Genomic DNA, 20,975 nt, shown 5'->3' with positions numbered 1-20,975 from the left:
ACAAATAGTTACGACTCTAAATATTAATAGTAGGAATGAACTTAATTTAGAGTCGTAATTATTTCTACATTTCCGCTAACGATTGATTGTGTAAACGTATCGCTAATCGCCGATATCTTTAAGCGTAACGCCTTATTCATGGCGCGATAGTTTTTTACTAGCTCTTGTTCATCTATCGATAGTTTTATGGGTCGTTCTTTGTGCCCAGTAATAATGTACAAAGTGTCACACCCATGTTTTGTGATTTCTTGTAAGTACATACCTTCTGGCATTATTTCGTCACGTTCATAGCTGGTCTGTACGTGCCCGGGATATCCTGTTAGGTGTGCAAAATCCATTTTGCTTAATCCCAGACGTTCACGTTCTTCTTTTATCCTGTTTCCTATCGTGCCCATTAAAAAGTATCTCCTATGCCATTTTGAATAAAAACAAACCAAAAACATAAAAAAACAACTAGTTAGCGATTCACAATGTAACATTACGACACGTAGGAAACATATTCACAGATCACAATTACAAAACTATATTATTTCAATTAACATCTTTAACAAAAGTAACTATGTTATCAGTTAGAATTTGTGAAGTGGTTAACAAAGTGGATGATAGGTTTATGTATAACTTATCACCCATTTTTTGCATGCTTGTCTGGTGCTGATTGTGCAAATGCAGAGCCAACAGCTTGCATGTTCAGACGTGATTCTTCATTCATAGCCCGGTAGTTCTCTATTAATTTTTGCTCATCACTTGATATGTCTGCTGCTGGTGATCTATTACCTGTCAATATGTAAAGAACATCACAACCTGCCATTGCAATTTTTTCTAAATACGCAGCATCAGGAGTTCTAAGCCCCTTCTCATAGTTCACCTGCGTTGTAGGTTGAACCCCGCCAACACTTGCAAATTGAACCTGAGTTAGCCCTAGCTTTTTTCTTTCTTCTTTGATTCGTTCCCCAAAACTCAACATTTGAATATTTTTCCGTTGATAATCTCATCAATTGGTGAGATTTTAGTTACACATAAACACTTAGCGGATCACAATATAACATTATGACACAAGATAAACATGTTAGACGGTCACGATTGCCACGAGGTATGGCCTCGAAAAATCCAGTTATGATGCGACTTTCTGATGATGAATATGAAGAATTGAATGTTATTGCAATAAGGGAAAGCCGTTCCATGTCCAGTATGGCACGCATCATTTATCTCAATGCAGTGAAAATAGCATTGGATGGACATGTTAGGTGCTCAAACTTGCCGAGAAGAGATCGATCAAAAAATAAATTAGTTGCCATGCGATTATCCAATGTAGAGCTTGCAGAACTATATCTCATAGCTGAAAGAGAGGATCGCCCCATATCTAATATGGCACGCATTCTTTATCTCAGCTCCGTAGAAAATTTCAGGTAAGACATATATGAGTACCATAAACAATGTATACAACATCAAAATAGAAACTAAAGTCGAATCAGCATATGTTTCACTGAAAAAGTATTCTGAAATGACAAAAATTCCTTTTGGTACTTGTCGCGCAATGGTTGCTGACGGGCGCATCATCATAAGACCTAAAAGGAGAGGTAAAGAGATGGTCGAAGTTAATATGATTGCCATGTTAAAAGATGCAATCATTAATAGCTAAGGGGGTGATATGTCTTTTATTCCAACACCAGTGGAATTAAATAGAGGCAAAGTAAAATTCGGCAAATTCTTAGTACGTCCATTACGCAAGAACGTACTTAATACCAAAATGCATTATCAGGTTGATGAAGGTGATAATTGTCACGGCTTATTTGAATCCCGCTATGACGCAATAAGATACTGTCAGAGAATGTACAGGATAAAAATACATGAACGAATTAAAGAGGATGCAACACAGATATAAAGTAACAAGTGCTGACTTTTCCAAAATTAAAATAACCACCGCTAAATATAAAAGAAAAAACCCTTTGTTAATGACGTTGGTTTCAATTGGTTTAGCGACAACAATATTAACCCCGTTATTATCTTTGTTATAAAGGTGATGCTATGGCTAATACTGAACCTTGCCGGGCTGTATCATTAGAATTAAATGAGAAAATATACGGCATAAATAAAACAACCGAGTTACGTCGCCACTTTAATTATGGCAAAAAATCTAACAATCAACTGGCTGAGTTTATCAAAACCATGCGTGACCCAACGTATAACCGTGAGCAAAATAACAAAAAACTTTTGCATAGTATTTTTCATTTGGCCGGCTTTGATGAATCACGGTATGACGTTAAATTTAATGAATTAACTTTAGAAGAAGAGCGTTCATTGGTTCTGGTGCTTAATCAAATTAAGGGAATGGTAACTATATTACCTAATAAATTAGTATTACCAGAATTGCCCCCACATTAATCAATAACAAACTTTAAATATTAATGCGCCAACTCGCAGGGATTCTTATTACCTAAAAACAGGAAATAGAAAATGAAAAATAAAAATTTAATTGCTGGTCACGACCCCTCCGCATTACATGATGATTCTGTTGTGTTGATTACTTATAAGGATGCCGAACAATTAATTAAAAAAGCACGCATGGAGGAAAGAAAGCACTGCGCTAATTTATTTTCTCTTCGTTTGGTCAAGCTGTCTGCCCATATCCTGAATAAAAAAATGGGGCCTTCTGACAGTGCCACTCTGCTGCAAGGTGAATCTGAACATGTCGAGCATCAGGGGCAGGAGTGGAACAATGTCTAAGGCTCTAGATTTAGCCATTCAGCATGCGGAGGAATTGCTGGAACAGCGAATATCTGCTCATGTTAACCGCCCTGTCGGTGTCTCTGCATTTGAGTGTGAAGTTTGCGGGCACGCTATCCCCGAAAAACGTCGGATGATTATCGCCGGCGTTACCCGCTGTGCACCCTGCCAAGAAGTTTTTGAACTGAAAATAAAACATTATCGGAGTGTGTGACATGGCAAGTAAAACCATCCTTAAATGGGCAGGTTCAAAAGTCCGCATCATGGATAAGTTACTGCCTCATTTGCCAGCCGGTCGCCGGCTGGTTGAGCCGTTCGCGGGTTCCTGTGCCGTGATGATGAATACGGATTATGACGAGTATTTAGTAGCGGATGCGAATGCGGATTTGATTAATTTATACAAAGAAATTAACTCCGTGCCCGTCGGGTTGTTTCTTTGTGAAGCTGAGCCTTGGTTTAAACATGACAATACTGAACATAATTATTACCAACATAGAAATAATTTTAATGGAAATAAATTAACAGCGAATAATGTTGATAACGCTTTATTGTTTCTCTATTTAAATCGCCATGCCTATAACGGGCTATGTCGTTATAACGCAAAAGGCGAGTTTAATGTTTCTTATGGTAAATATAAAAACGTTTATTTTCCCGAAACTGAAATTCATACATTTTCAGAAAAAGCAAAGAAAGCTGAACTATTGCATTTGGAATGGCAGGACACATTAACACTCGTTGATTACGGCGACGTGGTTTATTGCGATCCGCCTTATCTGACCAAGAACGGGGCATTTACTCAATACTACAAAGTTAATTTCACGCCAGCAGACCATGAGTTACTGGCGGTGATTTTATACACATTACACGCCGATATCGGTGTACCGGTTACCGTCTCTAATTCTATCGCAGCCAAAGAGTTGTATGCCGATCTTGGTTTCACCATTCATGAAATCACCGCCCCGCGTTCTATTGCTGCCAATGGCGACCGCCAACCCGCCAAAGAAATTATTGCCGTGCTAAAGGCGCGTGCATGAGTGAATTAATAGAACACAACAGCGACGCAATACTTTCCATGCGTCGCCAGCGTGAAGACTTTCAGCCGGGTTTGCCCACGGATGCAACGATGGCTGAACGTCTGCTCTGGGATACCAACCCCGCAGATCATGAATGGCGCCGCCAGTTTATCGGGGTCATGCCTGATTTTCTGGCGAAGTATTTTTCTAACCGTTACAAAAAAATCTATACCGAGTCCGGCCGCAATGGCCGCCGTCGTGCTAATGCGTTTTTGCGTAAAACCATTGGTGAGAATGTATTACCACGGCTGAACAAAGTCTTTGCGCGTTATCAATTCAAACATGAAGCTGCCGGTGCAATCCCCTTCCCTTTTATCGAACAATTAGAGCGTCTGGTGACGTTGGAACGCAAAGAGATTCGGCAGCTTGCATGGGAAGTCGCCCAGTTTATGACTGAAAGCTATGAAGAGGTTTCCGCGCAGTATGTTAACCAACCACCGGATGATCAAGACGAAGCCACACAGCGCTTGCTAATGGTCTATCAAAGAATGGCACAACTGGCCCATCAGACCGGGACTGTTCCCCCATATTGGCAGCAGTTAACTCAGGGCGGAAAATTTACGGTTGATCAGTTATGCGCCGGCCTTCTGCGTTTGATGTCTGATAAATGGTGGTATGGCCGCCTGAAAAGAATGCGGGATATTCGTGCTGAACACATGGCGATTGCTGTCGGGCAGGTACAAAAATCAGCCTCACCCTATGTTTCCCGCAATACTCTGCGTGAATGGAAAGAACAGAAGCGTAAGAACTGGGAATTTCTCAAAGAGTTTGAGTTAGAGAATGAGCTTGGTGATCGGGTGCCATTAAGTGACATGGTGCTGGGCAGTGTCGCCAACCCGGCCGTGCGCCGTTGCGAATTGATGGTACGGATGCGGGGTTTTGAGGATTTGGCCGACGAACGCGGCTTTGTCGGTGAGTTTTATACCATGACCGCCCCGTCAAAATACCACGCGGTACACAGCAAAGGCGGCTTCGTGGAAAACTGGAACGGTGATAATCCCCGTGATACCCAAAAATACCTTTGTAATGTCTGGGCACGCATCCGCGCAACCTATGCCCGTGAAGGTATCAGCGTCTTTGGTTTTCGTGTCGTAGAGCCTCACCATGACGGGACACCCCACTGGCACATGTTGCTGTTTATGCCCCCTGAACATGTCGAGAAAATGCGCGACATTATTCGCCATCATGCCATGCAGGAAGACGCCGCTGAACTGAACAGCGACGCCGCACGCAAAGCCCGTTTTCATGTTGAACCCATTGACAAGGAAAAAGGCAGCGCCACGGGATATATCGCTAAATACATCTCAAAAAATATCGATGGCTACGCGCTGGACGATGAAAAAGACGGTGAAACAGGCGAATCTATCAAGGACATGGCGAAAGCCGTTTCTGCTTGGGCGAGTCGCTGGCGTATCCGTCAGTTTCAGCAAATCGGCGGCGCGCCGGTTTCGGTCTGGCGGGAGCTGCGCCGTTTGGGTGATGCCCGCCTGAATATTGAAAAACTGGACGAGGTCATTGACGCCGCCGATGCCGGCGATTGGGCCAAATACACCGAGGCTCAGGGTGGGCCTTTAGTTGCCCGCCGCGATCTGACCGCGCGTCTTTCTTATGAACGCGTGGAAGGTGGCAGCCCTTACGGCGAAGACACCCAACGCATTCAGGGTATTACCTCCCCTTACCTTATTAACGATCCCTTTATTTCAACCCGTGAACACCGTTGGCAGATAGTGCCGAAGTTACAGGCAGATAACGACACAGTCAGCGGTGGGGGTTTGCCTTTATCTGGCGGCACCGCCGCCCCTTGGAGTTCTGTCAATAACTGTACGGGGGGTCAGCGTACGATCAACGAGGGGAATAACTTAGTTGAAAAAGTGGTCGATTACGCCCAGTCAATCGGGATGAATTTTAGCCGATTGATGGCGAAATCATTAATCATCGGGGGTCAAATTAACCTTGGTGAACAGAAATTCAGGTTATGGACGGACGGCAGCTTTATTCCGGTGGAGACGGAACGGCAGAAAGAGACGCGCCGCGAAGCGTTGCGGCAGCGGATTATAAATCTTAGTGAAATGAGGAAACAACAATGATGCGTTACAACGGGGTATCACTACAGGAAATGATGAATTACCTCAGCGTGGTTGATGAACAATTTACGCTGGAGAAATTAGAACCCTATGTATTCAGGTGTTACGTGCGAGGAGGTGAACAGCATGGTGAATATGAAAATACCGGGGCATTGTTTTATGTGGTGATGCACGCTTTCAAGCCTTATTACGAGCAATACAAGCGCGATGTACAGGAAAAACGGCAAAAATTGGATCAGTTGTTCCCCAATATGAAGAAATTGAAACCCCACAGAACGAAAAAAAACCTGTTTTGTAGTGTTGAATTCTTCGGTGAGCAGCGTGCCATTATTCGAGTATTTGAAGATGAAAGCGGAGAAATCGAAATTCGGAGCGCGGACTTACCTGAACATATGATTGGTGAGTGGTTATATGAAAATAGTGAAAACGAGCACAATCAATAAGGGTTAACAATGAATAACATCATATTAAATTTAACTCCCAATATTGTTTCCAACATTCACAGGAAATTTGTTTTAGATTTATTCGTCTGGCAAGAACGCTGGAAAGCCAATCGACATCACCGTAATCGTTTTTTGCATAAATGCAGACAAGCGGGTGCTGATTATTATTTCGTGCTGGAAGCGTTAAGCGATGCTTGCCGGACGGGTCAGAATAAGTTTTTTATGTCCAATAAGGAATTGTTACCCACTTTTGTTCACTACCTTGCGCAGTATTTCCCTGAGCAACAAGCGTATTTAACCGAGAATGCCGAAGAAATCCAATTATTGACGCTCAGTAATGGTGCTGAAATTCGCTTTGTGCATGAAAATAGCCATGTTGCCGGCCTGTATGGCGATGTCTATGTGTCCGAGTGGGCTTGGTCAGATAACCCCATTCGGTTGGTGCAATTAGCGTTGGGTCTATCAATGCATGAGAAATGGAAGAGAACGTTTTATTCCTCCAGAGGTTCAGGGGATAACGGCGAGGAGGTTTATAAGCGGTTCTTTATCCTGAATCGTATCAAAGGTGAACGCGCTTTTTTCGATACGGTGACATTGTTTGATACTGATAATTTTTTGGATGAAGAAAATCTGATGAAGGCATGGTCACGCAAGGACTTTGAAGAACTATTTTTATGTCGATTGCCTCATGCACGGTGGTAAATCTCATGGCTAAATCCCCCGTATAACGTAAAACCACCCAACGTTAACGCCAGAAAAATTCGGGCGTTAACAAGGCAGAAATTCTTATTGATAACATACTATTAAGCATTGGTTTTTTTTCTATATTTGCTGCGAATATCTATCATAATTTGCTTCAAGCCCAAAACAAATGAAGGGCGGTGTTCATTCAAGAATTTAGAAAGATTATTCATATTAGGATAATCTTCTCGTTCAGCATTACATAAAAATATTTCATTTCCAATGTTGTCCATAACTACTGTGAAGTTATTTAATTCAATAGAATAAGCTGAGTCATTATCAACCAGTTTATAAATAAAAGAAAAATAAGGATAATCGTATCCATCATAAATTTCATATCGCAATTCATTAGGTTTTCCATTTTGGGCTATAAACCATACCCTATTTTTTTCGAATTGACTACTTATACAGTCAGCAACTGGAATAAATTGACGAGCTGCGGTTACCGCAGCTCTCATGTTTACAGGAAGATTAATCTCATTCATATTTACCTGGCTCCAAGGAGTTTTATTAGCTTTATATAATTCAGTTGTTTTTTTTCCGTGGCCTGTATTATTTATTTCTTCAGTGTAGCCTATATAATCTAATTGAAGTAAAAGATTATAATTCAGATGTAAATGTGGGTATGTTTCTGGTTGTTTCGTAGGTAAACCAGAAAAAAAGAAATGTTCCTGTGTACTACCTCTGCCCCAATGCCTTTCAAAATGTCTTTCGTTATTAATAAAACTAGTTATTAAAACACCAATGATAAATTGCTTTTTATCGTAATCTGATGCTAAAGCTGGATACATAAAGACCTCTGAAAATATTATAAATACAATGTTAACTATATATAGTATAAGTTAACAAAAAAAGCATAATTAATTCTAATAACCTAATTTACCTATACTCATTTAACTTCAAGTTGCTGGTTTTATTTCAAAGTTAATTATTAAAAAAACAATAAGATAAATTACATCCTACCATGCATCTTCAAGTTTGTTGCGTATATAAATAATCACACACTCCATCAAGCATAAATATAAATATTGACATTCTTAAAACATCCCCTTACAGATGCACGATAACAAAGATTTGGCATATTAAAACAAAATTGTAAATCTCGAAATCACTGTATTAATTGCATGCCTTTTCCCCAAGCAAAAACACCTAACAATTTCTCACAAAAGCGCATAATTTTCTTTGGGATTTTCATCACACACGTGCCCAGCACGGCAAGGTTTCCCCGCCCCTGCATAACTGCACAAAAACGCCCCCTTTTGTGTGTGGGCGAGGCGGGGGAGCAAGCTCGTACAGGAGACATGAATAGTGCCATATATTTAAGAAACCTCGCTTTCGCTATCTGCACAAAATCCCACATTCCCCGCACCAATCCGCAAGATCCAACAAGGATCTCACACCCCGCCAAGCCTCAGTACTGCTGCGTCTCAGACGATCCCTTGCAACTGCATAAAAACCACTGCATTTAGTGGGCAGGCGTGGCGGGGTCACAACTGCGCGCGGCGGCGTTTAATGTCCCAATCAGCGCCAATTTCCGGCCGCAATCATGACACCAGAAACTATCTTTCTTTCAGACAAAAAAAGACCGCCCTGTCGGCGGCCATCAAAAGAGATTACTTGCTATTTGTCATCATCCAGTGAATACCGCTCAAACCGGATAACCTCTTCCCCAAGCCAGTCATTCAATTGTTTCATCTTGCTTTGCAACGGCATCAGCTCATTGCGCACAAACACCTTGGCGGCTTTCTCCACATCGCCAAAACCGCCCGTGTTCTGCGGGATAATGCCCATCATTTGCGGCGGCACCCGATGCGCGGCCAGAATGTCATCCCGGCTGGTGTTCTTGATATTCAAAAACTCATCCTTGGCCGCGGCCTCAGACAACGGGATAGTCTGGATGCCATCTTTCTTACCGCCGGGCGCATACAAAAACAGGTTGCGGAAGTTGCCCGGCCCTTTCGAATTCTTCAACGCCTCCCGGATATTGTTGACATCCGAAATATTTTGGGAGGCATCACTGATATACAGAATATAACCGGCATGGCTGCCGTTGAGGTAATATTTACGCCGGAACAGTGTCGCCGATTCATTCAGTAACGCGGACGGCAGCGCCGCCAGATATTCGGGCAGGCCATACAATTCTTGGTTAATGTCCGGTTCAATCAGGTGGAACACCTGCCCGGTTTCAAACGGGTATGGTTGGCTTTGGTAGCCGTAACGCACAAACCAGTAAGTCACTAAGTCTTCCCCACGGCGGGTGAATTTGGCCGGGCAATGGTGCAGGCTTAAGGGCTGCCCCAAACGGTTCTTGCGCAGTTCAAGATAAGCATTGCCGAACAGCATAAAATCCAGCGCCCAGGAATCAAACGCCTGCCGACTGAGCAAGTGATGAGGAATAAAGGTGCTGGTCAGGATATTACGCTTCACGTACACCGCGCTGCTGTGGTGCGGGGCAGAACGGAAGGAAGCCGCCAACCCGTTAAAACTGATGGGCGGTTCATACCAGCTGTCAACCAGTACACACTCCAGATAATCAAACACCTCGCGCTTGTCCAATACCGGGATCGGGTCGCCGAAGGTAAAGGCTTCCATTGACTGGGCAGGCGCACTGGCTTGCACCGGCTGACGTTTGCGGCTTTTACGGCTCATTAGTAAACCTCGACAATGTTTCTGTGTTGGGGGGTGTCACCGGTGATCGGTTCGTTAAACAGCGCGTGCATGGTCGCCCAAGCCAGATCAGCATGGCTGGCTTCTTCACTGCGGCTGGCTTCATAGGTCGGGCGATTGCCGCTGGCCGTTGTGGCGCGGCGAATAGCCATAAAACTTTGGGCGATGTCAGTGTGGCCGGCATCAAATTCCAGCCGGCGATGGTGGATGATGTCCCACGCTTTCAGCACCAGTGCGTTTTTGACGGACGGGTTATAGACAAACTCCCGTGCCGCCGGGAAAAACTCTTTCACGTTCTGGTACACCCCGTGGCCGACGCCGGTCGAGTCAATGCCGATGTATTCCACATTGTACCGTTCGGTCAGTTGCCGGATGGCGTCCGACTGGGCGCGAAAGTCCATCCCGCGCCACTGGTGACGCTCAAGGATACGGAACTTGCCGCCCGGCACCTGCGGCGGCGCAATCACCACGCAGCCGGCACTGTCCCCGTTCTCACCGCCCTTGGCTGGGTCATAGCCGATCCAGACCGAATGGTAGCCATACGGGCGCAACATCAGGGGCTGGACATCGTGCCAGACTTCCCAACTGTCCACCATGCAACCCTGCATCAGTTGCAACGAGAAAATGGATTCGATATCGTCCATAAACTCACACATCAGCAGGTTCTGGTATTCGTCGGGGCTGTATTGCCGCCGTAACCGGTCGATATCAAACAGGTCGCAACCGCCCTGTATTGCATCTTCCAGCGTCACTATCTGCCGCCACTGGTCGTCACCGCACAGCACCCCCTCAGCCAACACGTCATGACTGATATCAATCTCAATCCGGTCAGCCTTCGCCCGCCCCCGGTTAATCAGTTTGCCTGACCAGAACGGGTAGGCACTGTGGGTCAGGCTCGACGGGGTGGAAAAGTAGGTCTGGCGCCATTTCTTGTGTATCGCCATACCGGAGGCGACTTTGCGCAGCGCCTGAAACTTCGGTATCCAGAAATATTCATCCAGATAGAGATTGCCGTGGTAGCTTTGCGCCGTGCGGGCATTGGTGCCGAGAAAATAGAGCGTGGCCCCGTTGCTTAAAGTAATGGGGTCGCCGCGCAGTTCGACATCCACTTCCCGTGCCATGTCCAGAATGTACTCTTTAAAGACATGGGCCTGCGCCTTACTGGCCGACAGAAAAACCTGATTGCGGCCAGTAGTCAACGCATCCATCAGTGCTTCACGGGCGAAAAAGTAGGTGGCGCCAATCTGGCGGGATTTGAGGATATTACGGATACTGTTTTGCAGACCAGACTGATACCAGACTTTCTGGTAACCGAACATGTTTGCCTGAAAGAGGGTGCCCAGCTTTTCGATCTGCTCGTCGCTGAACACATTCTTTTCGGGTGGCTTGCGCCCGCCCTTGTTGCGGTTGGCAATATTCGGGTTCAGGTCGGCTTCATTGCCGCCGCCGTGGCTGTATTTGTTGATGCGCGCCTGCCGTTCCAGTTGGCGGTACAGCAGGTCGATTTCCTTAAAGTCCTTGCCCTCCTTCTGCTCCTTGGCAATCAGCTGGCACAACCGTACTTCCAGCGACAACTCGACACGTTCAAACGGTGTCACATCGTCCCATCTGTCGCGCCGTTTCCAGCTGTGGATGGTGGTCGCGTTCTCATTGAGCATTTCCGCAATGCGCGCCACCCGGTACCCGTTAAAGTACAGGTGCATGGCTTGCTTTCGGGGATCAAAGTCATTGATGATTTTCATGCCGCCAGACTACAGGCCAGCCCGCCATTTCTCCGCGCCCGCCCTTTGTGCCAGCCCCGGCACAACCGCCTTTTATTGTTTCCCCGCCACAACTACACAAACTAATAGGCCATGACCGACCCATTAACTACCGGGGCTAACAATGGCAACAAAATCCAAACCCTTTCGTATCTGTGTGGAAGGCGCAACCACCGACGGACGCAAAATTCAGCGTGAATGGCTGACCCAGATTGCGGACAATTACGACCCGAACACCTACGGCGCCCGCATCAATCAGGAGCACTACAACTATTCATGGAGTGCGCGCTTCGGCGATGTCGAATCCGTCTACACCGAAGAAATCAAGGACGGCAAACTGGCCGGCAAGCTGGGGCTGTACGGAGTGCTCTCCCCCACGGAGGAACTGGTGGCAATGAACCGCAAGCGCCAGAAAGTCTACACCTCCGCTGAAATCAATCTTGATTTTGCCGACTCCGGCGGCGCCTATCTGGTGGGACTGGCCGTCACTGACAGCCCGGCCAGCCTCGGTACCGAGATGTTGCAGTTCAGTGCCAGCGCCGCCGCCAGTCCGCTCAGTGCCCGCAAGCAGCACCCGGACAATCTTTTTACCGCCGCCGAAGAAACGGTGCTGGAATTTGTCGAACTGCCACCGAAAAACGACAAGCCCTCCCTGTTCTCCCGTGTGCAAACATTCTTGCAGAAAAAACAGCAATCCGACGATGCCCGTTTCGCTGACATCCATCAAGCCGTCGAACTGTGCGCCCAAGAGCAACAAACCACTGCCGAGAGCGTCACCACGCTGTCGCAGCAACTGGACAAATTGCCCGCCCTGCAACAGAAACAGGCGGCACTTGAAACCCAACTGAATGACTTAAAAACCCAGTTGAGCCAGCAAGACAACAACCCCCAACACCGCCCGTTCTCACAGGGATCGCAACACGCCGATACCCCGACCGCTGAACACCTGACCAACTGCTAACGGAGCTGCTTTGCCATGAAGACCGATACCCGTTTTAAATTCAATGCCTACCTGACCCGACTGGGTGAAATCCACGGGGTGGATGCCAGCGCGTTCAGCGGCAAGGTGGAAGTACAGCCCTCCGTGGCCCAGACACTGGAAGACGAGATCCAGCATAGCGCCGAGTTCCTGCAAAAAGTGAACGTGGTACCCGTCAGCGAGCAATCCGGTCAAGCCATCGGCTTGGGCATCGGCTCCACCGTGGCCGGTACGACCGACACCGACAGCCAAGACCGCATCACCACTGATCCGACCCGCCTGACCGCCGTTGAGTATAAGTGCGAACAGACCAACTTCGATACCAGCCTCAGTTACGCCAAGCTCGACCTGTGGGCCAAGTTTAAGGATTTCCAGCTGCGTATCCGCAACGCCATCATTCGCCGCCAGGCACTTGACCGTATCATGATCGGCTTTAACGGCACCCAACGCGCCAAAACCTCCAACCGGGCGCAATACCCCATGCTGGAAGACGTCAATGTCGGCTGGCTGGAAAAAGTCCGCAAGGATGCCCCGGATCACGTCATCAGCAACATCACTGATGAGGAAGGCAAGGTCATTTCCACCGTGATCCGCATCGGCCGCGGCGGTGACTTCACTAACTTGGATGCACTGGTGATGGACAGTGTCAACAACGCCATTGACGCGGAATATCAGGACGACACCGAACTGGTAGTAATTTGTGGCCGTGAATTGCTGGCTGACAAATACTTCCCGCTGGTCAACCAAGTCCAGCCCAATACCGAACAAATGGCCGCAGACATCATTATCAGCCAGAAACGTATCGGCAACCTGCCGGCGGTGCGGGTGCCCTACTTCCCGCCCAAAGCGCTGTTCATTACCCGGTTGGATAACCTGTCCATTTACTATCAGGACGGCACCCGCCGCCGCACGGTGCTCGATAACCCGCGCCGTGACCGCATCGAAAACTTTGAATCGGTCAACGAAGCCTACGTGGTGGAAGATTATCGCGGTGTGGCCCTGATTGAAAATATTGAAATGCTGTCGGTGAAAGGAACCGCCCTGCTGAAAGACAACGAGGCGCAACACGTCCCGTCAACTGACAGCGAGACGCAATAACATGACCAGCCCGTGGCGACGTCACCGGATGCGGCTACAGGCCGAGGCCGCCGCCCGGTTGGACGGCCCTGCCTTGCAGGGCCACAACGGCTATAACCAGATGTTGCTGATGCTGGGGCAACACCGTCGGCAATTAAAGGCCATCCAGTCCAACGAAAGCAAGGCGGCGTTAAAGCGCAAGCTCCTGCCCCATTATGTCCCGTGGGTGACCGGTGTCTTGCAGGCCGGCCAAGGGAGTCAGGATGATGTGCTGATGTATGTCATGTTGTGGCGCATGGATGCCGGGGAGCATGACGGTGCGCTGGATATTGCCGACTATGCCCTGCATTTTCACCTTGTCATGCCATCGGGGCATAAACGCACCACCGGCTGCGTGGTGGCCGAAGAAATCGCCGCCGCCGCCCAGCGCAACTATACCGGCAAAACGCCGATGCCACTGGCGACACTGGAACGCACCGTTACCCTGACCCACGAGCAGGATATGCCTGATGAAGTGCGGGCAGAACTGTATAAATGGCTCGGCTACAGTCAGCGGGACAATAATCTGCCGCAACCCGCCTATTGCTCACTGAGCCGGGCACTGGAACTGAATAACCGTGTTGGCGTGAAAAAGGATCTGGAGCAGCTCGCCCGGGCTATCCGCAACCAGAACGCCGACACCTAACCGAGTGTGCCAACGCGCCGGGGCGGCACGGGGTGGCGATAGTCATCCAAACTCCGTTCACCGCCCCCCTATTGAAGGTCATTATCATGGATTTTATTGCCCCCCAACCCGCGAAAGAGACGGATGAGACCATCAGCAGTGATCCGTTTTTTCCGGCTATCCGCCTCGCCCGCTACCGGGATGAGATGCGCACCGACGGCACCGTGACCGCCGCCCGCTTAAAGCAGGCGCTTGCCAACGCCATTGTCGAAGCCAACCGCGAACTGAACCGCTGGCGATTGTTAAATATCGCCAAGGGCTACGCGACCTTGGGCACCCTACCGGCCAGTCGGATTGGGCAAGAAAGCGAACTGGTTTACCTCTATCACCGTGCCGTGTTCTGCCTGACCAAAGCCAACCTGACCGAACGCTACCGCGATATCGACACCACTCAACCCGGCACCAAAAAAGCCGAGGCGATGGAAACCACCATTGATGACCTGTGGCGCGATGCGCAATGGGCACTGCGCCGCATTCAGGGGCAGGATCATGCCATTGTGGAGCTGATTTAATGCGAGTGCGGACACAGCAACATGACACGGTGGATTCCCTGTGCTGGCGCCACTACGGACGAACACACGGCGTCACTGAGCAGGTACTGGACGCCAATCCCGGCTTGGCCGACTGGGGCGCGATACTGCCCCACGGTACCGAGGTTGAGCTGCCGGACATCACCGCCGCGCCGGTGACACCAATGATTCAATTATGGGACTGACACATGGACAAACAACCTGATCTCTGGGCGGAACTGCTCAACGGATTCAAACACTCCTGGCCGCAGATTTCCGGCTCGCTGCTCGCCATCCTGATTTGCTACGGCCGGTTGATTTATGACGGGGTCGAGCGTCGCAACCGCTGGGTTGAACCGCTGTTGTGTGGCGCGCTGTCATGGGGCATTTCCAGCGGGCTGGAACTGTTCGGCATTCCCGCCAGCGTCTCACCAGCACTCGGCGGCGCGGTCGGCTTCATTGGCGTGGAAAAGCTGCGTGAATTTGCCGTTCGCGCCATCACTAAGCGTTTGGGAGATAAACCGCATGAGTAAAGGCACCCGTAACCACAACCCGGGCAATATCCGCCACGGTGATAAATGGCAGGGTCTGCGTGATACCCAGACCGACAAGGACTTTTGCCAGTTTATCGCGCCAGAATGGGGTATTCGCGCCATGCTGAAAATTCTGCGCACTTACGAACGCAAGTACGGCTATAACACGATACGCCAGATGATTGCCCGCTGGGCGCCGCCCAATGAAAACGATACCGAAGGCTACATTGCCTTTGTGTGCGGGAAAGTGGGCATCAATAGCAGTGCGGTGATTGATGTGGACAACGAACCCACAATGCGCAAGCTGGTGAAAGCCATCATCCACATGGAGAACGGCCAGCAACCCTATTCCGATGCCGTGATTGCCCGGGCGTTTGCATTGCTATGATGGCGCTACTCTTCAAAAAGGGATGGGCATGGCTGATGAAGAACATGCCCATATTCATGTGGCTGTACGCCGCTGCGGTGGTCTTTTTCCTGTATCAAGACGTCAAAGCACTGGCCGGTAAAAACGCGCAATTGGAAAAACAGCTGCTTATTACCCACAACGCCTTTCAGTCCATTCGGGTATTCAATGACATTTCACGACTTAATCACGAAAGCCGGCGTCAGTCCGCCGTGGATTCAGAACAAACCCAAACGGTTATCACAACGGCGGTGGCGCATCATGATTGCGCCAATCGTGTTGTGCCTGACGGAGCTGTCAGCCGGTTGCAGCACCACGCGAACCGAATACGTGCCGGTGCCACCGATACCGATACCGGCGCCGCTGCTCGCTGACTGTATGCCACCCAGCATTCCCAGCCCCCTGACATGGAGTGGCAGCCTTGTCCTGAATGAGCAGTTACTGACGGTGATTGAGCAATGCAATCTGGATAAGCAGGCCATCCGGCAAATCGAACAAGCAAGGCAGATAAACCATGAAAAAACTGCAATCACTGCGCACGGAACTGACCCAGAAAATCCCCTTCCTGCGCGATAATCCCGAATACCTGCACCTGTTTGTGGAAGACGGGGCGGTGCTGGCGACCATGGCGTCGTCCCTGTCATTTGAATACGAGTACACCCTGAACCTGATTATTGAAAACTACCCCGGTGACCAAAATATTTTAATGGCGGTGGTCGGCCATTGGCTGCGTGAACACCAACCGGATATCTTCGCCAACCCCGATAACCGCCGCAGTGGCTTTACGTTTGATGTCAATATTCTCAATGACACCACGGCCGATATCAGCATTGACCTCAAACTGACCGAACGGGTGCAGGTCACCACGCAAGACGGCACCAGTACCGTGACCGCCATTCCGGAACCTGATAACCCCTTTGACCGGTGGTAACTATGGATAACGATGACCTGCAACCGCTGGACACCGCTCTGTCTGCCCTGCTGACTAAACTGTCGCCCGCCAGCCGCAAGCAACTGGCCCGGGATATCGCCCGCGATTTGCGCCGCAGCCAGATGCAGCGTATCCGTGCCCAGCGCAACCCTGACGGCAGCCGCTATACCCAGCGCAAGGCACAGGTACTGACCGTACAACGCGGCATGAAGTTTATCTGGCGGGGGGAAACCCGCACGCTGAAAAACTGGCAGTTCCGCAAGGGCAAAAACGGCAAGGTGATCACCGGTTATGATGCCGACCGTAAAGGAGTACGAACGTTCTACCGCAACGATATTCAACGCATACTGGAAAAGAAAAGCGACCGCCTCACTACCCGCAAGGCCAGTGCAAAAACCCGCATGTTCAAGAAGCTGGCGACCGCCCGTTACCTGCGCCTGTCTGCCTCGGATCGGGAAGCGGTGATCTTCTTTGCCCCCAAAGCCGCCGCCGTGGCCCGCGTCCATCAATTTGGCCTGAAAGAACGCATGCGCGGCAAAAATATCGAGGTTCACTACCCGGAACGCCGCTTACTGGGACTGACTGCGCAAGATATCGCGCATATTGAAGAACAAATGCTCGCCCATCTCACCCGCTGATGTGTGCCAGGGCTGGCACAAGCCCCGCAACGTGCGAACCTGCCGATTCAGTGCCATGTTGTCGGCATGAACACACAATACGCTAATCCCCAAACCACGGAACTGTTGCGCCGGCTGCGTAACCTGATCCGCATCGGCACTGTCTCCCAAGTGGATACCGCACGGGGCGTGTGCCGGGTCACCACCGGCCAGCTGGAAACCGACTGGCTGCACTGGCTGACTGCCCGCGCCGGCCATGCCCGCACATGGTGGGCGCCGAGTGTCGATGAACAGGTGTTGCTGCTCGCCATCGGCGGTGACCTGACCACCGGGTTTGTGCTGCCGGCGATTTTTTCCGATGCCTTCCCTGCGCCATCAACCTCCCCCGAAGCCCTGCACGTGACTTTTCCGGATGGCGCCATCATGGCGTACGAACCGCACTCCGGCGCCCTGACCGTGAGCGGCATTCAAACCGCCACTGTAACCGCCGCTGTCTCAGTGCATGTCACCGCCCCGAAAATTACCTGCACGGCCAGCCAGCAAATCACACTGGATACGCCGACCGTGATTTGCACGCATCATCTCACCACAGGCAGTCTTGAGGTGAAACACGGCGGCACGATGCAGGGCAATGTCACCCATACCGGCGGCGCATTCAGTTCAAACGGTGTCATCGTTGATACACACCGACATAGCGGGGTACGCAGCGGGGACAGCACCACCGGCGGCCCCGTCTCATGAGGTATCTGGGCATGAACCGCCTGACCGGTCGGCCACTGACCGATATTGACCATATCCGCCAATCGGTCAGTGATATTTTGCTGACACCCATCGGCAGCCGGCTGGCCCGCCGCCATTACGGTTCGTTACTGTCTGAACTGATCGACGCCGCGCAAAACCCCATGCTGAACCTGCAACTGATGGCCGCCTGTTACACCGCCATCCAGCAATGGGAACCCCGCCTCACCCTGACCGGCATTAGCGTGATACCGGGCGCAGCCGGGCAAACCCAGTTGGATATTCGCGGCTATTACCAGCCTTCCCGCGATCCGATCGCCTTTTCTGTGCCTGTGAGGTGACGTTATGCCGACGATTGACTTAAGCCAGTTACCGCCGCCGAATGTGGTCGAGCCGCTGGACTTTGAAACCCTGTTTGCCGAGCGCAAAACGGCCCTGCTGGCTCTGACACCGCCAGAGCAGCGCGACGCCCTCAGCCGCACACTGGCGCTGGAATCGGAACCCATCACCAAACTGTTGCAGGAAAATGCCTACCGTGAATTACTGCTGCGCCAGCGCATCAATGAAGCGGCACGGGCGGCGATGGTGGCCTTTGCCCAAGGCAGTGACCTTGATCAACTGGGCGCCAACAACAATGTCAGCCGGTTGGTGTTGCAGCCGGCCGATAATCAGGCGGTGCCGCCCATTCCCGTCGTGATGGAAACCGATGCCGATTTTCGGGTACGCATCCCGCAGGCATTCGAGGGCTTGAGCGTTGCAGGGCCGGTCGCCTCGTATGAATATCATGCCCTCAGTGCCGACGGTCGGGTGGCGGACGCGTCCGTTATCAGCCCGGCACCGGCCTATGTCACGGTCAGTATCTTGTCCCGTGACGGGAACGGCGCCGCCAGTGCTGAATTGATTAACACCGTAAGCCGGGCGCTCAATGACGAGGACGTGCGCCCCGTGGCCGACCGCCTGACCGTGCAATCGGCGGAGATTGTTGATTATGCCATTGAGGCGGTGCTCTACCTCTACCCAACGCCGGAGTATGAACCCATCTTGCAGGATGCCAACACTCGCTTGGCACGTTATACCGCTGCCCAGCACCGACTTGGCCGCGATATCGTGCGCAGTGCCATTTTTGCCGCGCTGCATGTGCCCGGTGTCCAACGGGTTGAGCTGAAAAAACCTGCCAAGGACATGATACTGGACAAAACACAGGCCAGCTTCTGCACGCAGGCTCAGATCACGATGGGTGGCTCCGATGAATAACCGCCTGTTGCCGACCGGTTCGTCCCCGTTGGAAGTGGCCGCCGCCGAAGCCCTATCAACATTGGCCGCTGTTCCTGTGCCGATCCGTGAGCTGTGGCACCCCGACCGTTGCCCGGTGCGTTTGTTGCCGTATCTGGCGTGGGCATGGTCGGTAGACCGCTGGGACATGGACTGGTCGGAAAGCACCAAGCGCGAAGCCATCAAGGTGGCGATGTTTGTGCACAAGCACAAGGGCACCATTGGCGCCATTCGTCGTGTGGTTGAGCCGTTCGGTTACTTAATTCGGGTGACGGAATGGTGGCAGAACCAAGATCCGCCCGGCACCTTTCGGCTGGATATCGGTGTGATGGAAACCGGCATTACCCACGAAACCTACTTTGAATTAGAGCGGCTGATTTTTGACGCCAAGCCTGCGTCCCGCCATTTGATTGGGCTGTCCATTCAATTGGAAACGGGCGGCTCGGCCTATTGCGCCGTCACCGGCTACGACGGGGATATATTGACCGTATACCCCTATTTACCCCAAGCAATCACCGTCTCCGGTGCTGACATGGTCGGCGCGGCGGTACATGTAATTGACGACTTGAGGATCACCCCATGACAACAAAATACTTCGCCCTGCTGACGCAGTTAGGGGCGGACAAACTGGCGAATGCCGCCGCGTTGGGCACCAAACTGGACATCACCCACATGGCCGTGGGGGATGGTGGCGGCACCTTGCCCACACCGGACACCAACCAAACCAAGCTGGTGAACGAATGCCGCCGGGCGGCCATTAACGTTTTGAGTGTTGACCCCAAGAACACCCACCAGATTATTGCCGAACAGGTGATACCGGAAAGCGAAGGCGGTTGGTGGATACGGGAAATCGGCCTATTTGACAAAGACGGCATTTTGATTGCGGTGGGCAACTGCGCGGAGACCTATAAGCCGCAGTTACAGGAAGGCTCAGGACGGACGCAAACCCTCCGCATGGTGTTGATCGTCAGCCACACCGAAGCCGTGACGTTGAAAATTGACCCGTCGGTGGTGCTGGCAACGCGGGAATATGCCGATGCGTTGGTGAAACAGGCGATAAGTGAGCATGAGAAAAGCCGCCGCCATCCGGATGCCACGCTAAGAGAAAAAGGCTTTGTGATGTTAAGCAACGCCGTGGACAGCTACAGCGAAACACAGGCTGCCACACCCAGAGCGGTGAAAACGGCGCATGACTTGGCGGCCAAGGCCAACCAAAGCGCGAATAATGCGCTCGAAAAATCGAAGAATGGGGCGGACATCCCCAACAAAAATGAGTTTGTGAAAAACCTCGGTTTAATAGCACAAGGAACGGGCAATTCAACCATCACCGTGATGAGCCAGAAAGCGGTGACTGATCTAGCCAACAAGAAAGCCGACGCAGAGATATTCGATTCATCCGGAGCGACACGGATCTTCAACTCCCCTAAAACTCACTATATCCGTGTTTCTCATGGTGGCTACCTTGAATTTAGAAGGGTCGAAGATGATTTTAAAATTGTTCAGTTTACCCCCGATGGCATCATGACCGACGGTGAAATTCCGATTAATTTTGTCTCAGGATTTAATGAGATTTTTGTCGGCTCACTGGGGCATTTTCCGTTCCGGGCGACGCAATTGCCGAAAAAATGGTATGCGCTTAATGGTGATCGCTTCAGCATCACATCAGCGCAAGGGAAAGCATTAAAATACCTGCCGGA

31 protein-coding genes are annotated in these 20,975 nt (G+C 50.5%); 25 read left to right on the top strand and 6 right to left on the bottom strand.

Annotation, left to right across the window (positions count from 1 at the left end):
- Positions 1-41: 41 nt before the first annotated feature.
- Together BM100_RS20180 and BM100_RS20175 are read right to left on the bottom strand one after the other, a co-directional pair.
- Positions 42-395, bottom strand: a complete 354-nt coding sequence (locus BM100_RS20180; protein WP_092514220.1) for a hypothetical protein — start codon at positions 393-395, stop codon at positions 42-44.
- Between the two features lie 227 nt (positions 396-622).
- Positions 623-964 (bottom strand): helix-turn-helix domain-containing protein, encoded by a 342-nt coding sequence (locus BM100_RS20175; RefSeq protein ID WP_092514218.1) that lies wholly within the window; start codon positions 962-964, stop codon positions 623-625.
- Between the two features lie 83 nt (positions 965-1,047).
- Between BM100_RS20175 and BM100_RS20170 the strand changes: the two genes are divergently transcribed.
- The 9 genes from BM100_RS20170 (at position 1,048) to BM100_RS20125 (ending at position 7,026) form a co-directional block, all read left to right on the top strand.
- Complete coding sequence (locus BM100_RS20170; RefSeq protein ID WP_092514216.1) at positions 1,048-1,410, top strand: hypothetical protein; 363 nt, start codon at positions 1,048-1,050, stop codon at positions 1,408-1,410.
- A gap of 7 nt (positions 1,411-1,417) precedes the next feature.
- Entirely contained in the window at positions 1,418-1,639 is a 222-nt protein-coding gene (locus tag BM100_RS20165; RefSeq protein ID WP_092514214.1) for a DNA-binding protein, read from the top strand.
- 386 nt (positions 1,640-2,025) lie between these two features.
- Complete coding sequence (locus BM100_RS20155) at positions 2,026-2,382, top strand: DUF5347 family protein (RefSeq protein ID WP_092514210.1); 357 nt, start codon at positions 2,026-2,028, stop codon at positions 2,380-2,382.
- 72 nt (positions 2,383-2,454) lie between these two features.
- On the top strand, positions 2,455-2,724 hold the full coding sequence (locus tag BM100_RS20150) for a DUF2732 family protein (protein WP_092514208.1): 270 nt from the start codon (positions 2,455-2,457) through the stop codon (positions 2,722-2,724).
- The gene (locus BM100_RS20145) at positions 2,717-2,938 is read left to right on the top strand and encodes a TraR/DksA family transcriptional regulator (protein ID WP_092514206.1); all 222 of its coding nucleotides are present in this window, start codon (positions 2,717-2,719) and stop codon (positions 2,936-2,938) included. Before BM100_RS20150 ends, BM100_RS20145 begins: the two co-directional genes overlap by 8 nt.
- A gap of 1 nt (position 2,939) precedes the next feature.
- A complete protein-coding gene (locus tag BM100_RS20140; protein ID WP_092514204.1) occupies positions 2,940-3,758 on the top strand; it encodes a DNA adenine methylase in 819 nt (272 codons plus the stop codon).
- Complete coding sequence (locus BM100_RS20135) at positions 3,755-5,884, top strand: replication endonuclease (RefSeq protein ID WP_244590731.1); 2,130 nt, start codon at positions 3,755-3,757, stop codon at positions 5,882-5,884. Before BM100_RS20140 ends, BM100_RS20135 begins: the two co-directional genes overlap by 4 nt.
- A complete protein-coding gene (locus tag BM100_RS20130; RefSeq protein ID WP_092514202.1) occupies positions 5,881-6,324 on the top strand; it encodes a hypothetical protein in 444 nt (147 codons plus the stop codon). The genes BM100_RS20135 and BM100_RS20130 overlap by 4 nt, the downstream gene beginning before the upstream one ends.
- A 9-nt stretch (positions 6,325-6,333) precedes the next feature.
- Positions 6,334-7,026: a terminase large subunit domain-containing protein gene (locus BM100_RS20125; RefSeq protein ID WP_092514200.1), complete on the top strand. Its 693-nt coding sequence runs from the start codon at positions 6,334-6,336 to the stop codon at positions 7,024-7,026.
- 101 nt (positions 7,027-7,127) lie between these two features.
- Here BM100_RS20125 and BM100_RS20120 read toward each other — a convergent pair whose 3' ends face one another.
- From BM100_RS20120 to BM100_RS23285, 4 genes are all read right to left on the bottom strand, one after another.
- Complete coding sequence (locus BM100_RS20120; RefSeq protein WP_092514198.1) at positions 7,128-7,856, bottom strand: hypothetical protein; 729 nt, start codon at positions 7,854-7,856, stop codon at positions 7,128-7,130.
- A gap of 829 nt (positions 7,857-8,685) precedes the next feature.
- A complete protein-coding gene (locus BM100_RS20110; RefSeq protein WP_092514194.1) occupies positions 8,686-9,714 on the bottom strand; it encodes a phage portal protein in 1,029 nt (342 codons plus the stop codon).
- Entirely contained in the window at positions 9,714-11,474 is a 1,761-nt protein-coding gene (locus tag BM100_RS20105) for a terminase ATPase subunit family protein (RefSeq protein ID WP_092514192.1), read from the bottom strand. Before BM100_RS20105 ends, BM100_RS20110 begins: the two co-directional genes overlap by 1 nt.
- The gene (locus tag BM100_RS23285) at positions 11,458-11,598 is read right to left on the bottom strand and encodes a hypothetical protein (RefSeq protein WP_169924796.1); all 141 of its coding nucleotides are present in this window, start codon (positions 11,596-11,598) and stop codon (positions 11,458-11,460) included. The genes BM100_RS20105 and BM100_RS23285 overlap by 17 nt, the downstream gene beginning before the upstream one ends.
- Positions 11,599-11,616: 18 nt before the next feature.
- Here BM100_RS23285 and BM100_RS20100 point away from each other — a divergent pair, with 18 nt between their 5' ends.
- From BM100_RS20100 to BM100_RS22790, 16 genes are all read left to right on the top strand, one after another.
- Positions 11,617-12,453 (top strand): GPO family capsid scaffolding protein, encoded by an 837-nt coding sequence (locus tag BM100_RS20100; RefSeq protein ID WP_092514190.1) that lies wholly within the window; start codon positions 11,617-11,619, stop codon positions 12,451-12,453.
- 15 nt (positions 12,454-12,468) lie between these two features.
- Entirely contained in the window at positions 12,469-13,569 is a 1,101-nt protein-coding gene (locus BM100_RS20095) for a phage major capsid protein, P2 family (protein ID WP_092514188.1), read from the top strand.
- 1 nt (position 13,570) lies between these two features.
- Positions 13,571-14,233 (top strand): phage terminase small subunit, encoded by a 663-nt coding sequence (gene gpM, locus BM100_RS20090; RefSeq protein WP_092514186.1) that lies wholly within the window; start codon positions 13,571-13,573, stop codon positions 14,231-14,233.
- Between the two features lie 32 nt (positions 14,234-14,265).
- A complete protein-coding gene (locus BM100_RS20085; protein ID WP_338066858.1) occupies positions 14,266-14,784 on the top strand; it encodes a head completion/stabilization protein in 519 nt (172 codons plus the stop codon).
- A complete protein-coding gene (locus BM100_RS20080; protein WP_092514182.1) occupies positions 14,784-14,987 on the top strand; it encodes a tail protein X in 204 nt (67 codons plus the stop codon). The genes BM100_RS20085 and BM100_RS20080 overlap by 1 nt, the downstream gene beginning before the upstream one ends.
- 3 nt (positions 14,988-14,990) lie before the next feature.
- Positions 14,991-15,314: a phage holin, lambda family gene (locus BM100_RS20075; RefSeq protein ID WP_092514180.1), complete on the top strand. Its 324-nt coding sequence runs from the start codon at positions 14,991-14,993 to the stop codon at positions 15,312-15,314.
- Complete coding sequence (locus BM100_RS20070) at positions 15,307-15,702, top strand: structural protein (RefSeq protein ID WP_092514178.1); 396 nt, start codon at positions 15,307-15,309, stop codon at positions 15,700-15,702. Before BM100_RS20075 ends, BM100_RS20070 begins: the two co-directional genes overlap by 8 nt.
- A 35-nt stretch (positions 15,703-15,737) precedes the next feature.
- Complete coding sequence (locus BM100_RS22795; protein WP_139217012.1) at positions 15,738-16,094, top strand: hypothetical protein; 357 nt, start codon at positions 15,738-15,740, stop codon at positions 16,092-16,094.
- On the top strand, positions 15,982-16,296 hold the full coding sequence (lysC, locus tag BM100_RS24115; protein WP_420855346.1) for an Rz1-like lysis system protein LysC: 315 nt from the start codon (positions 15,982-15,984) through the stop codon (positions 16,294-16,296). Before BM100_RS22795 ends, lysC begins: the two co-directional genes overlap by 113 nt.
- Entirely contained in the window at positions 16,235-16,651 is a 417-nt protein-coding gene (locus BM100_RS20060) for a phage tail protein (RefSeq protein WP_092514176.1), read from the top strand. The genes lysC and BM100_RS20060 overlap by 62 nt, the downstream gene beginning before the upstream one ends.
- 2 nt (positions 16,652-16,653) lie before the next feature.
- Positions 16,654-17,289, top strand: a complete 636-nt coding sequence (locus BM100_RS20055) for a phage virion morphogenesis protein (RefSeq protein WP_092514174.1) — start codon at positions 16,654-16,656, stop codon at positions 17,287-17,289.
- Between the two features lie 66 nt (positions 17,290-17,355).
- Positions 17,356-18,009, top strand: a complete 654-nt coding sequence (locus BM100_RS20050) for a phage baseplate assembly protein V (protein ID WP_092514234.1) — start codon at positions 17,356-17,358, stop codon at positions 18,007-18,009.
- A complete protein-coding gene (locus tag BM100_RS20045) occupies positions 18,006-18,347 on the top strand; it encodes a GPW/gp25 family protein (RefSeq protein WP_092514172.1) in 342 nt (113 codons plus the stop codon). Before BM100_RS20050 ends, BM100_RS20045 begins: the two co-directional genes overlap by 4 nt.
- A gap of 4 nt (positions 18,348-18,351) precedes the next feature.
- A complete protein-coding gene (locus BM100_RS20040; RefSeq protein WP_092514170.1) occupies positions 18,352-19,260 on the top strand; it encodes a baseplate assembly protein in 909 nt (302 codons plus the stop codon).
- Positions 19,253-19,861 (top strand): phage tail protein I, encoded by a 609-nt coding sequence (locus BM100_RS20035; protein WP_092514168.1) that lies wholly within the window; start codon positions 19,253-19,255, stop codon positions 19,859-19,861. Before BM100_RS20040 ends, BM100_RS20035 begins: the two co-directional genes overlap by 8 nt.
- Positions 19,858-20,975 (top strand): phage tail protein (locus BM100_RS22790; protein ID WP_175494989.1); only part of this gene is annotated, 1,118 nt, incomplete at its 3' end. The genes BM100_RS20035 and BM100_RS22790, both read left to right, overlap by 4 nt.

Origin of the sequence: Xenorhabdus mauleonii, from assembly GCF_900113945.1 — a bacterium.
Lineage (GTDB): Bacteria > Pseudomonadota > Gammaproteobacteria > Enterobacterales > Enterobacteriaceae > Xenorhabdus > Xenorhabdus mauleonii.
This window is presented reverse-complemented; position numbering and strand designations above follow the sequence as displayed.